Source organism: Mesorhizobium temperatum (genome assembly GCF_002284575.1).
Classification (GTDB): Bacteria; Pseudomonadota; Alphaproteobacteria; order Rhizobiales; family Rhizobiaceae; genus Mesorhizobium; species Mesorhizobium temperatum.
Genome location: NZ_NPKJ01000053.1, coordinates 299632 through 314109 on the forward strand (window position 1 = coordinate 299632; position 14478 = coordinate 314109).

Annotated in this window: 14 protein-coding genes; 8 read left to right on the plus strand and 6 right to left on the minus strand. The window is 61.9% G+C overall.

Features of this window, described 5'->3' with window-relative positions:
* Positions 1-30: 30 nt before the first annotated feature.
* Positions 31-993: a sugar-binding protein gene (locus CIT26_RS19305; RefSeq protein WP_095494043.1), complete on the minus strand. Its 963-nt coding sequence runs from the start codon at positions 991-993 to the stop codon at positions 31-33.
* A 611-nt stretch (positions 994-1604) separates the two neighbouring features.
* Between CIT26_RS19305 and CIT26_RS19310 the strand changes: the two genes are divergently transcribed.
* Both CIT26_RS19310 and CIT26_RS19315 read left to right on the plus strand, forming a co-directional pair.
* On the plus strand, positions 1605-2744 hold the full coding sequence (locus tag CIT26_RS19310) for a LacI family DNA-binding transcriptional regulator (protein WP_167391455.1): 1140 nt from the start codon (positions 1605-1607) through the stop codon (positions 2742-2744).
* 288 nt (positions 2745-3032) lie between these two features.
* A complete protein-coding gene (locus CIT26_RS19315) occupies positions 3033-3965 on the plus strand; it encodes a polysaccharide deacetylase family protein (RefSeq protein WP_095494044.1) in 933 nt (310 codons plus the stop codon).
* Positions 3966-3998: 33 nt separating this feature from the next.
* On the opposite strand, the gene CIT26_RS19320 is transcribed toward CIT26_RS19315, so the two are convergent.
* On the minus strand, positions 3999-4322 hold the full coding sequence (locus tag CIT26_RS19320; protein ID WP_095494045.1) for a winged helix-turn-helix transcriptional regulator: 324 nt from the start codon (positions 4320-4322) through the stop codon (positions 3999-4001).
* A gap of 119 nt (positions 4323-4441) precedes the next feature.
* On the opposite strand from CIT26_RS19320, the gene CIT26_RS19325 reads away from it, so the two are divergent.
* The gene (locus CIT26_RS19325) at positions 4442-5371 is read left to right on the plus strand and encodes an NAD(P)-dependent oxidoreductase (RefSeq protein ID WP_095494046.1); all 930 of its coding nucleotides are present in this window, start codon (positions 4442-4444) and stop codon (positions 5369-5371) included.
* Between the two features lie 119 nt (positions 5372-5490).
* Entirely contained in the window at positions 5491-5865 is a 375-nt protein-coding gene (locus CIT26_RS19330) for a hypothetical protein (RefSeq protein ID WP_095494047.1), read from the plus strand.
* A 10-nt stretch (positions 5866-5875) separates the two neighbouring features.
* Here the strand turns inward: CIT26_RS19330 and CIT26_RS19335 are convergent, their stop codons facing one another.
* Positions 5876-6952 carry a D-alanine--D-alanine ligase family protein gene (locus tag CIT26_RS19335; RefSeq protein WP_095494048.1) on the minus strand — a complete coding sequence of 359 codons (1077 nt, stop codon included), beginning with the start codon at positions 6950-6952 and terminating at the stop codon, positions 5876-5878.
* A gap of 320 nt (positions 6953-7272) precedes the next feature.
* Between CIT26_RS19335 and CIT26_RS19340 the strand changes: the two genes are divergently transcribed.
* The 4 genes from CIT26_RS19340 to secDF all read left to right on the plus strand — a co-directional run bounded on the left by CIT26_RS19340 (position 7273) and on the right by secDF (position 11350).
* The gene (locus tag CIT26_RS19340; RefSeq protein ID WP_095494049.1) at positions 7273-7590 is read left to right on the plus strand and encodes an ArsR/SmtB family transcription factor; all 318 of its coding nucleotides are present in this window, start codon (positions 7273-7275) and stop codon (positions 7588-7590) included.
* On the plus strand, positions 7587-8063 hold the full coding sequence (locus CIT26_RS19345) for an SRPBCC family protein (protein WP_095494050.1): 477 nt from the start codon (positions 7587-7589) through the stop codon (positions 8061-8063). Before CIT26_RS19340 ends, CIT26_RS19345 begins: the two co-directional genes overlap by 4 nt.
* Before the next feature lie 251 nt (positions 8064-8314).
* Positions 8315-8650: a hypothetical protein gene (locus CIT26_RS19350; protein ID WP_143747865.1), complete on the plus strand. Its 336-nt coding sequence runs from the start codon at positions 8315-8317 to the stop codon at positions 8648-8650.
* 144 nt (positions 8651-8794) lie between these two features.
* Complete coding sequence (gene secDF / locus CIT26_RS19355) at positions 8795-11350, plus strand: protein translocase subunit SecDF (RefSeq protein ID WP_095494052.1); 2556 nt, start codon at positions 8795-8797, stop codon at positions 11348-11350.
* Here the strand turns inward: secDF and CIT26_RS19360 are convergent.
* The 3 genes from CIT26_RS19360 to CIT26_RS19370 form a co-directional block, all read right to left on the minus strand.
* Positions 11345-12463, minus strand: a complete 1119-nt coding sequence (locus CIT26_RS19360; protein ID WP_095494053.1) for a cysteine desulfurase family protein — start codon at positions 12461-12463, stop codon at positions 11345-11347. The two genes, secDF and CIT26_RS19360, sit on opposite strands and share 6 nt — an antisense overlap.
* 49 nt (positions 12464-12512) lie before the next feature.
* Positions 12513-13010, minus strand: coding sequence for an EF-hand domain-containing protein (locus CIT26_RS19365; protein WP_095494054.1), 498 nt, complete (start codon positions 13008-13010; stop codon positions 12513-12515).
* Positions 13011-13199: 189 nt separating this feature from the next.
* Positions 13200-14477: an MFS transporter gene (locus tag CIT26_RS19370; protein ID WP_095494055.1), complete on the minus strand. Its 1278-nt coding sequence runs from the start codon at positions 14475-14477 to the stop codon at positions 13200-13202.
* Position 14478: the final 1 nt, after the last annotated feature.

Below are 14478 nucleotides of genomic sequence, written 5' to 3' on the forward strand. Positions count from 1 at the left end.
GAACCCCAAGCCGGCGCAACTGCCTTCGCCTTAATTGCCGGACATCGCCTTCAGATTGGCGGCATAGGCGTCGACATCGTCCTTGCCGATGATCTTGGTCGGGATGATGATCAGGCCGTTCTCCGGAATGCCCGATTTGTCGCCCTCGAGATAGGCGGCCATCAGCTTCATGCCCTGGTAGGCCCATTCGAAGGGCTGCTGCACGACGGTGGCGGCAACGGTGCCTTCCTTGACGCCGCCCAGGGTGATCGGATCGTCGTCGAAGCCGACGACCGTGATCTGGCCGAGCTTGCCGGCGTCGCGCAGCGCTTCATAGATGCGCGGCGTATTGTAGGAATAGAAGCCGACCATGCAGGTGACGTCGGGGCTGGCGACCAGCGCGTCCTCGACGTTCTTCTTGGCGCGGGCCTGGTCGATGTCGTCGCCACGCACGTCGATCAGCTCGATCTTGGTGCCGGCGAGCCCTTCCTTCATGCCTTCGATGCGCTCTTTGGCATTGTCGGCGCCGAGCAGGCCGACGAAGCCTAGGCATTTGCCGCCGTCAGGCATCGCCTTCTTGGCGATCTCGGCCGCCTGCTTGCCGGCGTCGATGTTGGACGAGCCGATATAAGCGATACGCTTGGTCTGTGGCGCGTCGCTGTCGGTCGTGAACAGCGCCGTCTCCGAAGCAATCTTGTTGAGCCCGTCGGTCGAAGTCTTGGGGTCGACTGCCGAAACCATGATCGCCTTGACGCCGGCCGTCACCAGATCATCCATCAGCCGCTGCTGGATGGCGACCGACGACTGCTCCGGATATTTGAGCTCCAGATTGTAGTCGGGCAGTTCGGCCTGGGCCTTCTTGACGCCGGCTTCGGCCGCCTTCCAGAAGTCGGAAGCGCCGTTGACGACGAAGGCCAGCGTCGGTTTATCCTGGGCACGGGCAATCGCCGTGATGGACAGGCCGAGAGCCAAGGCCGCGGCAGCGACGGACGCATTTCGTATCGCAGATTTCATGTTCAACCTCCCATTTGATTCAGTCATTTTCGCTGATCTGAACTTGTCGAATGCGGCTGGACGCCTCCTCCTCAAGGGGTTCTGGCAGCGAAAGAACGGCGCCATTCCAGCCGCGATTTTGGACTTTAGAGACTCATTGGCTGTTCGTATAGTCGGATTTGTCTGACATTTCCGTAATTGCGTGGCGTTGCTTTGCCGGCCCAAGAGCCGCGGATGCCGCGCCACGCGCCTGCTTCCCGTCATGGCCCGTTCGGTCCCGAGCCGGGCATGACGAATTGACAATAGAACGCTTACGACTATTAGTAAATAGTATTAGTCTCTGGTTGGAAACCTGGTGCCGCTGGCGAATGGCTGCCTGCCGTGTGGTGAGAAAGGGAGGCTTCCGAGGCCGTTTAACGGCCTTGAAATTGGGTCACATTCCCAGAAATCGATCTTCCAGAAACCGCGTATCGCTCTCTCCGCGTTGCTAGCCATTCGGCTGCCAGGATGATAATAATGATTAATCGAGTGCCTGTTTTATAAACGCGAAGCGTCGTCGGGCGCCCTACCGTCTGTAATGACGTCCAGGACGACCTCTGGTTAGCCAAGCCGGGAATTTGGAACACAATGCCATGAGCGAACCGACGGATCTGCGCGATCCTGCCCTTGAAGCCTCCCGGCGCCGAAAGCCATCGGCTAAGAACCCCAAGAGTCGCGTCACCATGACCGATATCGCCAGGGCCGCCGGCTGCTCGCAGGCAACGGTTTCGTTCGTCCTCAACAATACGCCGGGCATAAGGCTCTCGCAGCAGACCCGCAAACGGGTGATCGAGGCCGCGCGGGGTCTCGGCTATGCGCCACCAGCCTTCTCTGCTCTTCGCAGCCCTATCGCCTCGTTCGAGGGGCTGGACGGGGTGATCGGCTTCGCGGTCGATCAACTGGCGACCAGTCCCGAAGCGGTCGTCGCCATCGAAGGGGCGCGCCAGGCCTCGTGGAATGCCGGCAATGTCGTGCTGGTCGCCCAGACTTTGGGTGATTCCGTCATGGAGCCGCGCGCGATTGCGGCACTGACCAAGCGGGGTATTTCGGCGCTGATCTACATGACCATCTTCACGCGTGAGATCGTCGCGCCCGACTATCTCTACGGCCTCGATATCCCGGTCATCCTGCTCAACTGCTACACCGTCGACTACGCCTTCCCCGCCGTGGTGCCGAGCGAAATCGCCGGCGGGCAGAGCTCCACCCGTCACCTGATCAGCCATGGCCACCGCCGCATCGCCACCATCACCGGCGAGCCGTGGATGCAGGCGGCGCAGGATCGGCTGAAGGGCTACCGCCGGGCGCTGGCGACGGCCGACATCCCGTTCGATGCGGAGCTGGTGGTCGAGGGCGACTGGTCGGCGAGCGCCGGCTACGCCGCGACCGTCAAGCTTCTGGCGCTCAAGGACCGCCCAACCGCCATCTTCTGCCAGAACGACCGCACCGCGATCGGCTGCTACGAAGCGCTGAAGGAAGCCGGCCTGCACATCCCTGGGGATATTTCGGTAATCGGCTATGACGACGAGGAAATCGCCCGGCATCTGTTCCCGCCTTTGACGACGTCGATCCTGCCGCATATGGCGATGGGGCAGTGGGCGATCGAGCAGCTCGAATTGTCCGCCCCTCCCGGCCGCGGACGCTACCCCATCACCAAGCTTGAATGCCCGCTGGTCGAGCGGGAATCGGTCAGTGCTGTGGCGCCTGGGCGCACACACGGACTGACAGCCGGCTGAGCACCTCCAGACTTCCATCAATGCATACGCCGTACTGATGCCGCTCCAGGCCAGACAAGCGCCCCGCAAAGGGCGGTTGGCCCCGAAATTGTCGCCTGGCGTGGTGGATCGGGATTCTTGTATCCAGATTTCTGCGGATTGACGTACGGTTCGCTGCAGTCTGGTTGTGGCGAAATCCTGGATCCAAGGGTAAATCTGATCGGGCTCGCCGTTTCGCACCGGCTTCGAGCCCGATCTCCTCGCTGACCCGTACATGCGGATCAGCAACCCGCCAGGAGTTGTACTGCCATGAAGCTCCAGCATCGCCACGGCCCGCCGCGCGATTTCGTCGGTTACGGCCGGCGGCCGCCGCAGATCATCTGGCCGGACGGACGTCTGGTCGCAGTCAATCTCGTGGTCTGCTACGAGGAAGGGTCGGAATATTCGCTGTTCGAGGGCGACAGCCATAGCGATGGCTGGGGCGAATATCCATTGTCGGCGCCGGCCGGCATCCGCGACCTCGGCACCGAAACGCATTTCGAGTATGGCAGCCGCGTCGGCATCTGGCGCATCGCCAGGCTGCTCGAGCGACACGGCGTCCACGCCACGATCTCGAGCTGTGCCGAGGCGCTGCGGCGCAACCCGGAGGTGACGGCATGGCTGCGCCAATCGGGTCACGATCTGCTCGGCCATGGCTTGCGCTGGACCGAACAATGGACCCAGAGCCGTGACGAGGAGCGCGATCATCTGCAGCGCGCCGTCGCGCTGTTCATCGAGCTGCTCGGCGAGCGCCCGATCGGCTGGAACAGCCGTTCCTTTCCCAGCGTCAACACGCGCGACCTCCTGATCGAGGAAGGCGGCTTCCTGTATGATTCAGATCCGTGCAACGACGACTTGCCCTATTTCGTGCCCGCACAGAACGGGCGCCTTCTGATCATTCCCTATTCCAAGACCTTGAACGACAGCCGCTATCTGGTAAGCCCCGGCTATGTGACGCCCAAGGACTTCGTCGACAACGTCGAAGCCTATCTGGACTTCCTGATCAGGGAAGCCAGGGAAGAAGGTGGGCGCATGATGACGATAGGCGTCCATGCGCGATGGACCGGCCAGCCCAACCGGGCCGCGGCATTGGAAGGCATAATCGAGACGGTTCTGTCCAGGCCGGAGGCCGTCTTCATGCGCCGCAACGATATCGCCCGGTATTGGCTGTCGCTGTTTCCGGCCGAGGGCGAAGCGCCATGAGCCAACGTCCAACTCGCATGGCGAACGGCATCCTTAAGCATCGATACGGGAAGGGAATTGCTCACCCCAACGGCATAACGCCTCTGCTCCAGCATTGAGCGCCGCTCCGCTTTCTGTCAGCGAATAGACGACCTTGGTCGGCGATCCCGGATAGACTTCTCGGTTCACAAGCCCGTCAGCCTCCAGTTCGCGTAATTGCTGCGTCAGCATCTTTTCACTGATCGCCGGAATCGACTGCCTCAACCGGCCGAACCTGCGAGACGCCGTTCCAAGCTCACAAAGAATATCCACTTTCCACTTCCCTTCGATCGCCTTGATCGCGGTTGCGAAGCCGCAATTGCCCGTCGGCTTATTCATGATGCTCTCCTTACCGTTGGGTAACCACTTACCTCCAGGTGCGTATTGTGCGCGCCACTCACTCCAACATACCTCTGCCCGTGACGACAAATTGGCGCCTATTGGTATGGAGTGTTGCAATGAAGCTTTCAATCAGCGTTGTGGGGACGGGTCGTATGGGATCAGCGCTCGCCCGCGCCCTGCTTCAGTCGGGATATCGGACGACGGTCTGGAACAGGACAAAACAAAAGGCCGAACCGCTGGCCGCGCTCGGCGCCACTGTCGCGGGGTCCGTCCTGGAAGCCGTCAATGCGGCTGAGATTATCATCGTGAACGTAAGCGACTACCAGGCAAGCGCAGTTCTGCGCGACGATGCTGTTGCTTCAGCTATTCGCGGCAAGTTGATCGTGGAACTCACTTCGGGAACGCCGCATGGCGCACGCGAAGCCGCTGAATGGTTTGCTGCGCACGGAGCCAGCTATCTCGATGGCGCGATCATGGCCACGCCGGATTTCATTGGCACAGATGCCGGGACGATACTGATCTCGGGGCCAAGGCAGGCTTTCGACGCGAACGAGGAGATGTTTCGTGCGTTGGGCGGCAATGTCCAGCATGTCGGGGAAGAACCGGGACGTGCGAACGCACTTGATAGCGCGCTGCTTGCTCTCATGTGGGGCGCGCTGTTCGGAACGCTGCATGCGATCGCCGTGTGTCAGGCCGAAGAGATCGACCTCGGCGAGTTGGGACGGCAGTGGACCGCAATAGCGCCTGTTATTGACGGGCTTGTCGCCGACCTGATCAAGCGAACGGATGCTGGGCGGTTTGCCAGCGACGACGAGACGCTCTCGTCGATCTCCCCGCATTACGGCGCATTCCAGCATCTCCTGGAGCTGATGGAGGCGCGCAAGATCGACCGCTCCGTGGTCGACAGTTACGACGCAATCTTCCAACGGGCGATTGCAGCAGGCCACCTACATGATGATTTCGCGGCGTTATCGCAATTTCTGGAAAGTCCGGATAAGAGATCTCTCCGATCCGGACCGCGCGGAGGATCCCTTCTGGCTGGCTGAGCGGATTTGGTCTCCGGCCTTATTGAGGCGGACCACGCTTTGCCGTCGGCCGACGGGTTCGGGCTTTGTTGTCCGAGCGTCGGCCGGGTCAGACCAGTGATCTACATTAGGGGAATAGAATGCCTTTGACGCTTCTCATCGATTCGTATTGTGCTGCTTGGTCCGATGAGAACGCCGAGCAGCGGCGGGCGTTGCTGTTACCGATCTGGAGCGATGGCGCGACATACACGGATCCTACAGTCCATGCGACTGGCGCGGAAGAACTGCTCGCGCACATCGCAAGAGTTCTGGCCAAGCATCCCGGTGCCCGCATCCTACGGACAAGTGACGTGGATGTTCATCATGGGATCGCACGCTTTGCGTGGAAGTTTGTGATGCCTGATGGATCGTCCTTCCCTGAGGGTTTGGACATAGCCTTCCTCGACCCTGGCCAGAAGCGAATAACACGTATCATCGGCTTTTTTGGGCCGTTGGTAAGATCCCCGGTGTCATAAGCCTTCGCCATCAAGCTAATCGACCAGCGCGTGCCAGCCCGTGCGCCACCAGCCGATCGATGATCTCGGGATAGCTGACGCCGCTTGCCGCCATCGCCTTGGAATACATGCTGATATCGGTGAAACCGGGAATGGTGTTGAGCTCGTTGATGAGGACGCGCATGTCCGGCGTCACGAAGAAATCAACGCGGGCCATGCCGTCGCAGCCGACCGCCCTGAAGGCCTTTGCTGCCATCGCGCGGATACTGCCTTCGATCTCCTGCGGCAGTTCGGCCGGGACTTTCAGCGCTGCGCCGTGCTCGTCGATATATTTGGCGTCGTAGCTGTAGAAACCGTGGCTCTGTGCCGGCACGATCTCGCCGGGACGGGAAACGAAGAGGCCGCCCTCCGTATCCTCCAGCACGCTGCACTCGATCTCGCGGCCTCGAATGAATTCTTCGGCCAGCAACTTGCGGTCGTGCCTAAAGCCTTCTGTCAGCGCTGCCTTATAGTCTTTTTCAGCCGAAATCTTGCTGACGCCGACAGAGGAACCCTGCCGGGCCGGTTTGATAAAGAGCGGGAGCCCAAGTGCGCTCTGCAGTTCCGCAAAGGCCGGCGCGCCGCCGTGGTGGATTGTGACGGACCGCGCGGCGGGCAAGCCCGCCTCGTACAGCAGCCGCTTGGCAATGTCCTTGTCGAGGGCTGCGGCCGAACCAAGAATGCCGCAGCCGGCGAGCGGCACGCGCGCCACTTCCGCCAGCCCCTGCACGGAGCCGTCCTCGCCGTGGAGGCCGTGCAAGGCGGGAAACAGGATGTCGATGTCAGGCAGTTCGTGGGCCGCGCCATGGGTCGGGATCGCCATCATCCGTCCCTGTCCGCCAGGCACGAGGCAGACTCCGGTACCGCTCGACGGTTTCGCCAGCGTGCCGCCCTCGAAGCTGCTCAGCAGCCATTGTCCTTCGCGGGTGACGAAGATGGGAACGGCATCGTATTTCGCGGGTTCCAGCGCACGCAGGATATTGGTTGCCGACAGCACCGAAACGTCGTGCTCGGCGGAGCGTCCGCCAAAGAGCACGGCAATACGCAGTCTTTTCGAGGTGTCGGCCATGAGCGTCTCCAAAATGGTCTGGCAGAAATGCCGGCGGCAGGGTCCGAATCTCGGTGCGCAGCCCGATCGTTTGCCGACGAAAGCACAAAAAGCTATGTAGATGGTCGATTCGTATACTCGTATACTCGTATACGAGTTCAGAGGTGTGCCTTCAAGCCCTGTCTGAGAAGGGGTGCTTTGGTTCGGTCTCCTCCCCAGTGCTCCTCTTATTGAAGCGAGCGCAGCATGAGACCTGAATAGGGAGAGAATACGCTGCCCTCTGCTCTGCTTCGCAAATAGCTGAGGTTGCCTTAATCATAAATCTGTGTTTATCATAAGCCATGGTTTATGATTATGCAGGTATGGTCGCGCTGGCCGACCCCACGCGCAGAAAGGTATTCGAGCTTGTGGCCGAAGGGCCGCGTTCGGTGGCGAACCTCGCTCGAATCCTGCCGGTGTCTCAGCCCGCGATCTCTCATCACCTGAAGGTGCTGAGGGAGGCGCGGCTGGTCCGCGCCGAGCCTCGCGGCGCCAGCAACATATACCATGTCGACCCTCACGGTCTCGGCGAGATGCGTGCCTGGCTCGACCAGATGTGGGGGAACGCGCTCGACGCCTTCCGAAACGAGATCAACAAAGCCAAGGAGCGAAAAGAATGACGGCGATCATTAAACCAGCGCCTGTGCGCAAGTCGGTCACTGTGGACGTGCCGGTTGCCACGGCGTTTGAAGTGTTCACGAGCGGGTTTGGACGTTGGTGGCCGGCGTCCCACTCGATAGGCAAGTCCGCGCTCAGGAGCGCGACTATCGAGCCAAAGGCAGGCGGCCGCTGGTTTGAGACCGGCGAGGATGGGACGGAATGCGACTGGGGCGAAGTGCTGGCGTGGGAACCGCCAAAACGCATCGTCCTGGCTTGGCGGATTCGCGCCGACTGGCAATATGATCCGTCGCTGCTGACCGAAGTCGAGGTCAAGTTCTCCGAGGCCGGCGAGAACGCGACTCGCGTCGACCTCGAGCATCGTCAGCTTGAGAACATGGGCGCGGCCGGCGAAGCGGCGCGTGAGATTTTCGAATCCGATCGTGGCTGGAGCGGCATCCTGCAAGGTTATGTCCAGCTGATCGAGAAGCGGTAGGCTGCCAATCGATCGGCCAACGCACTTACCCTTTGAGTACGTGAAAGGTGCGCTTCAATATGCAATGCATATGCTATAGCTGAAGATCAGGAGTGCGGTCTGCCGCTTACTGAGGCAACGAAGGCGAAAGCGTATTAGTCGCAGTGTATGAGAGCCGTACCGGTGAGATGAAACGAAGCGGTCGAAGACAGGCTAGCACAAGGCCCGGCGTTCTGCTCAGCGTGAGTGCTGGCCTGCGGCTGCTCGCTTCGTTGCTCTTTTTGATCTGGACCATTCCTGCGGCAACAGCCGATCACGTCGATCTTGCCAAGGGGCAAATGAGGCTCACTGCGTCCAAACCAGTCACACACCCGACTATCATCATTGCCCGCGGCATTGCGCGCCACCTTGGTGCTGAGACTTCCCGTTTCAAAACGGGAACGCCTGCCATTGCGGGAAACGGCAAGCCCTTTTGCATAATCCCGGATTTGCGCCTGCCGCTCGAAACCGCGTCAGCCGCATCGTTTGGTATAGGGTCTGAAGACCGGCCGAAACTTTCGCCGATCCGCGCCTTCGATGCGCGCGCGCCTCCGCTTCTCCCGGCATGATCCTGGCCGAGGACCGCTGCCCCCGACTCCCAAAACTTTCACATCGCGTTCCGTTCGGGCTCTCGTCGAGTTGCTCGCCGATCGGAACGCCAAAGCTCTTGTCGGAGGCGGTTTCCGCCCGATATGGGCTGAACGGACAAGAACATGCTGCATTTTTCGCGCTGGAAGACCATTCTCATCTGGCTGACGGTCCTAGCCGGTATCCTGTACGCAGCTCCCAACTTGATTCCCGCCTCCACTTTGGCATCGCTGCCGAATTGGCTGCCAAAGCAGCAACTGACGCTGGGCCTAGACCTGCAGGGCGGCTCGCACATCCTGCTCCAGATCGATCGGCAGGACCTCGCCAACGAACGCCTCGAATCGGCACGCGACGAGGTCCGCACATCGCTGCGCGATGCCCAGATCGGCTATACCGGGCTTGCCGGCACCGCCAATTCCATCCAGGTCCGCATTCGCGACCAAGGCCAGATCGAAGCTGCGAAGACCGCACTCGAAAGATTGACGCAGCCGATCTCGACCGGCCTTTTCATGAGCGGCTCGGTGACCGAGATGGAGATGGCCGAGCCGGAACCGGGCCTGCTGCGTTTTACGCTGACCGAAGCCGGGGTCGACTACCGGATCGCCGCGGCGCTGACTCAATCGATCGAGGTGGTGGGCCGGCGCGTCAACGAACTCGGCACGACCGAGCCGATCATCCAGCGCCAGGGAACGGAGCGCATTATGGTCCAGGTGCCGGGCCTGCAGGATCCGCAGCGGCTGAAGGATATTCTCGGACAGACGGCGAAGCTGACCTTTCAGATGGTCGACCAGTCGATTCCGGTCGAGGAGGCGATCTCCGGCCGTCCGCCGGCAGGCTCGACGGTGTTGTATTCGACGGACGAGCCGCGGGTTCCCCATCTGATCGAGAACCGGATCATCGTCTCCGGCGAAAACCTCGTCGATGCACAGGCAACCTTCGACCAGCGCACCAACGAGCCGGTGGTCTCGTTTCGCTTCGACAGCCGCGGCGCCACCCGCTTTGGTCAGGCTACGCAGGCCAATGTCGGGCGCCTGTTCGCGATCATCCTCGACAACGAGGTGATCTCCGCGCCGCAGATCCGCGAACCAATCCTGGGCGGCACCGGGCAGATATCCGGCAGTTTCACGGTGGAGAGCGCGAACGACCTTGCGGTCCTGCTGCGCGCCGGCGCACTGCCTGCCGACCTAACCATAGTCGAGGAACGCACCGTCGGTCCGAGCCTCGGCAGCGATTCGATCGAGGCGGGCCAGTTCGCGTCGATCATCGCCGGGGTCCTCGTCGTCGGCTTCATGCTGTTCGCCTATGGGCGACTGGGACTGATCGCGAACATCGCGCTCCTGGCCAACGTCGCACTGATCATCGCCGTCCTGTCGGTGCTTGGGGCAACGCTGACGTTGCCTGGCATCGCCGGCATCGTGCTGACGATGGGCATGGCGGTCGATTCCAACGTCATCATCTTCGAGCGCGTCCGCGAAGAGAACCGCCAAGGGCGCTCGATCGTGCAGTCGATGGATTCCGGGTTCAAACAGGCGCTGGCGACAGTTGTCGATGCCAATGTGACGACGCTGATTGCCGCCGTCATCCTGTTCTTCCTCGGCTCAGGACCGATCAAGGGGTTTGCCGTCACCCTCGCCATCGGCATCGTCACCACCGTGTTCACGGCCTTCACGCTGACGCGCTGGCTGGTCGCATTCTGGCTTCGCCGGCAGCGCCCGAAAACGATGCCCAGCGGTGTCATGCGCCTGGTACCCGACGACACGCGGGTGCCGTTCATGGCATTCCGAAAATACGCCTTCACGCTGTCCCTGCTATTGTCGATCGCTTCGGCTGTGCTGTTCTTCACTGTCGGCATGAACTACGGCATCGACTTCCGCGGCGGTTCGAGCATCGAGGTGCAGGCGAAGGGCCCGCAGGCCGACATCGGCGACATCCGTGAGCGGCTGACGGGCCTCGAACTGGGTGAAGTGCAGGTGCAGGAGTTCGGGTCGACCCGGGACGTGCTGATCCGCATCGGCACCCAGGGGGGCGGCGACATTGCCGAACAGTCCGCCGTTGAGAAAGTGAGGAGCGCGCTCGAAACCGACTACGAGTTCCGCCGCATCGAGGTTGTCGGTCCGACAGTGTCCTCCGAACTCGCGTTCAACGGCACAATGGGCGTGCTCGCCTCGCTGCTGGCGATGCTCGTCTATATCTGGATCAGATTCGAGTGGCAGTTCGGGCTCGGCGCCATCATTTCGACGTTCCACGACGTGATTCTGATGATCGGCTTCTACGTCGTCGCCGGCATAGAGTTCAATTTGACCTCGATAGCCGCGATCCTGACCATCGTCGGCTATTCCATCAACGATACAGTTGTTGTCTATGATCGGGTCCGCGAGAATCTGCGCCGCTATAAAAGGATGCCGATTGCCGAACTGCTCGATCTGTCGATGAACCAGACACTGGCGCGAACGGTCCTGACCGGCGTGACCACGTTGTTTGCTCTGGCGGCGCTTTCGATCTGGGGCGGCGAGGTCATCCAGTCCTTCACGGTCGCGATGATCTTCGGCATCCTCGCCGGGACCTATTCCTCCATCTTCGTCGCCGGGCCGCTGCTGATCCTGTTCAAGCTTCGGCCGGGCGCCCTCAGTCCAGAGGAAGCCGCAGCGGTGAAAGAGCCGCCGGCGCGACAGGCCTTATGATGTGACGGCTCGAAGCTGATCCACGACAGCGTCGGTTTCGGCGCTGGTCGTGGCTCGACCAAGACTGAAGCGAACGGCGCCCATGCCGATCTTTTCGGGCACGCCCATGGCCGTGAGCACCGGGGAGAGCTCGACCCGGCCGGCGTGACAGGCCGAACCGGTCGACGCCGCGACGCCGCCGAGACGCGAAAGCACCTCGGCACCGATCATGCCGACGAACGAAACGCTGAGCGTGTTGGGAAGGCGGTGCTGAGGGTGCCCGTTGAGTGCGACACGGTCGCCGAAACTCTCCTGCAGTGCGTCCCAAAAGCGATCGCGCAGCACGCGGACGCGCGCCATCGGCTCCAGGTCGCCGGCGAGCGCACAGGCGGCGCCGAGGCCGACCGCGAGCAAGGCGCTCTCGGTGCCAGCGCGCCGGCCATGTTCGTGCCCGGCGCCGTGGATCAGCGGCTCGAGCCTGAGCCCGCTCCGGACATAGAGCGCACCGACACCTTTCGGCGCGTAAAGCTTGTGGCCGGCGATGGTCAGCAAATCGACGCCAAGCGTGTCGACCTTGGTTGAAATCTTGCCGACCGACTGCGCAGCGTCGGTGTGAAATCGGACGCCATGCTCTCGCGCAATAGCACCGATCTCCTCGATCGGCTGGATCGTGCCAACCTCATTGTTGGCGTGCATGACACTGATCAGGATGGTGCGCGGCGTGATGGCACGACGCACATCCTCGGGATCGACCCGGCCCGTGCTGTCGACCGGCACATAGGTCACTGCCGCGCCGAGCTGCTCGAGAAACCGGCAAGGGGCGAGAATGGCTGGATGCTCGACCGTGGTGGTAACGATGTGCTCGCCCTTGTGCCTCAGCGCGAAGAACGTGCCCTTGATCGCCAGGTTGTTGGCCTCGCTGCCGCCGCTTGTGAACACGATCTCGTCGGGTGCGCAGTCGAGCAGCGCCGCAACCTGGCTGCGGGCCTTCTCCAGCGCAGCCTTCGCCGGCATGCTCGCCCAATGCCCGCTCGATGGATTGCCGAAAGCCTCATCCAGATATGGCCGCATGGCAGCCGTAACCGAAGGATCGATCGGCGTGCTGGCGTTGTAGTCGAGATAGATCGATGTCATGCCCGGGAGCCTCCTTCGCGGTTAGTCGCCCGGCGATCAGCTTGCGCGGCTATTCCCGCATGAATGCCTGAACCTCTTCGGATGTCACTTTGCCGTCCTTGTTTGCGTCCACCTTGTCGAAGATTCGCTTATGGATGGCGGTGATCTCTTCGAAGGAAAGTGCGCTGTCACCGTCCGTGTCGGCAATGGCGAACATGATCTTCATCATGTGCCCGCGCATGCGCATCGTCGGCATTGCGCCCATCATGCCGGGCTGCATCATCTCGCCCATCATGCCCTGACCCATGCCTTGGCACATCATGCCCCGGCCCATGCCTTGGCCCATCATGCCCTGGCCCATCATGCCGGGAGGCATCATGCCGGGTTGAGCGGGCTGTGCACCTTGGTCTTGTCCCGCCATACCTCCAGGCTCGGGAGACGGCGCCGCCTGCGCGACAGTCGTATCGTGGGGATCGGCTGCGGTTGTTTGCGCGGCGGCTGTAGCCGCCGCGCCGGCGGCGACAGTGGCGGCGACAGTGGCCGCGCGCATCAGTGCAATCAACGTCATAATATGCTCCTTCCTCTCATGGGCTCGGCAGAGCTCGTTCCAACTCGCTGGCGGCTCTGCGGCCGGAGATGCTTTCAGCTCTTTCCCTACTGCCGGCAAACCGCCGGTCGCGGTCAAATTTCAATGTAAGCCAAAGGCGTGGCGAATTTGCGCCGGATCAATTGCTCGGGCAGCGATCTGCCGCCGCTGTCATGTTGCCCTCCTCGAGGACGGATGGGGCTCGGTCTCGCTCATCACAACAGCCACGACTACGCCTGAGAGAAACGTCAGCGCGGCAATCGATGCGATTGCCCATGACAGCCCGAAGCTGTCGGCGATGAGGCCGGCGGAGAGCGCTCCGATCGCGTAGCCGAGATCCCGCCAGAACCGGTAAACGCTGAGTGAGCGGGCGCGCCAGGTCGGATGCGAGGCATCGGAGACGGCTGCGATCAAGCTCGGGTAGACCATTGCCGTGCCGAGGCCGAGCAGAAGGCTGCCGACGATCCACCACTCGAACCGGCGCGTCGCCGCGGTGAGAAACAGACCGGCGGCCTGAACCCACATGCCGGCGACGATCAGGCCTTTGCGCCCCCAGCGATCGCTCAAGGAACCCGTGGCGATCTGCAAGATACCCCATGTTGCGGGATAGATCGCCTTGAGGATGCCGATGCGCTCGACGCCGAGGCCGAAGGAAGCGAAGAACAATGGGAAAATGCCCCAGCTCATGCCGTCGTTGAGATTGTTGACGAGACCGGCCTGCGAGGCGGCGAACAGGTTGCGATCCCCGAACGAGGTGAGCGCGAAGACCTCACGAAAGCTGATCGGCGCGGCCTGCTGCGCGTGGGATGAAGCCTCCAGCCGAACGTGGTCCCGTGTGTCGCGCACGAGCAGGATCGACAGTGCGGCACCTACGACGGCATAGCCGATGCCGAGATAGATCGGCACTGGCCGAAGCCCGTATTGCGAGGCGAGATAGCCGGTCAGGAATGCCGTCACCCCGACGGCGAGATAGCCGGCGAACTCGTTGAGACCGACGGCAAGGCCGCGCGACTTCGGTCCGACGAGATCGACTTTCATGATCACCGTCATCGACCAGGCGAGCCCCTGGTTGACGCCGAGCAATGCATTGGCCGCAATCACCCATTCCCAGGTCGGCGCCCAGATGATCATGAACGGCACCGGCAGGCCGAACAGCCATCCCCAAACGAGCACGCGCTTGCGGCCCCACGCGTCGGCAAGCTGGCCCGAGACCAGATTGGCCAGCGCCTTGACGACGCCGAAGCTGACGATGAAGGAGACGATGAGCGTCGTCGACGTGACGTGGAACTCCTCCGATCCGATCAGCGGCACCACCGTTCGTTCTATTCCGACCATGCCGCCGACAAAGGCGTTGATCACGACGAGCAGCGCGAATTGCGGCCAGTTCTCCCTAAGGCCGAGCCTGACGGGTGAACCCGCCTTGCCTGGAACCGATGCCGCTTCGTCCATG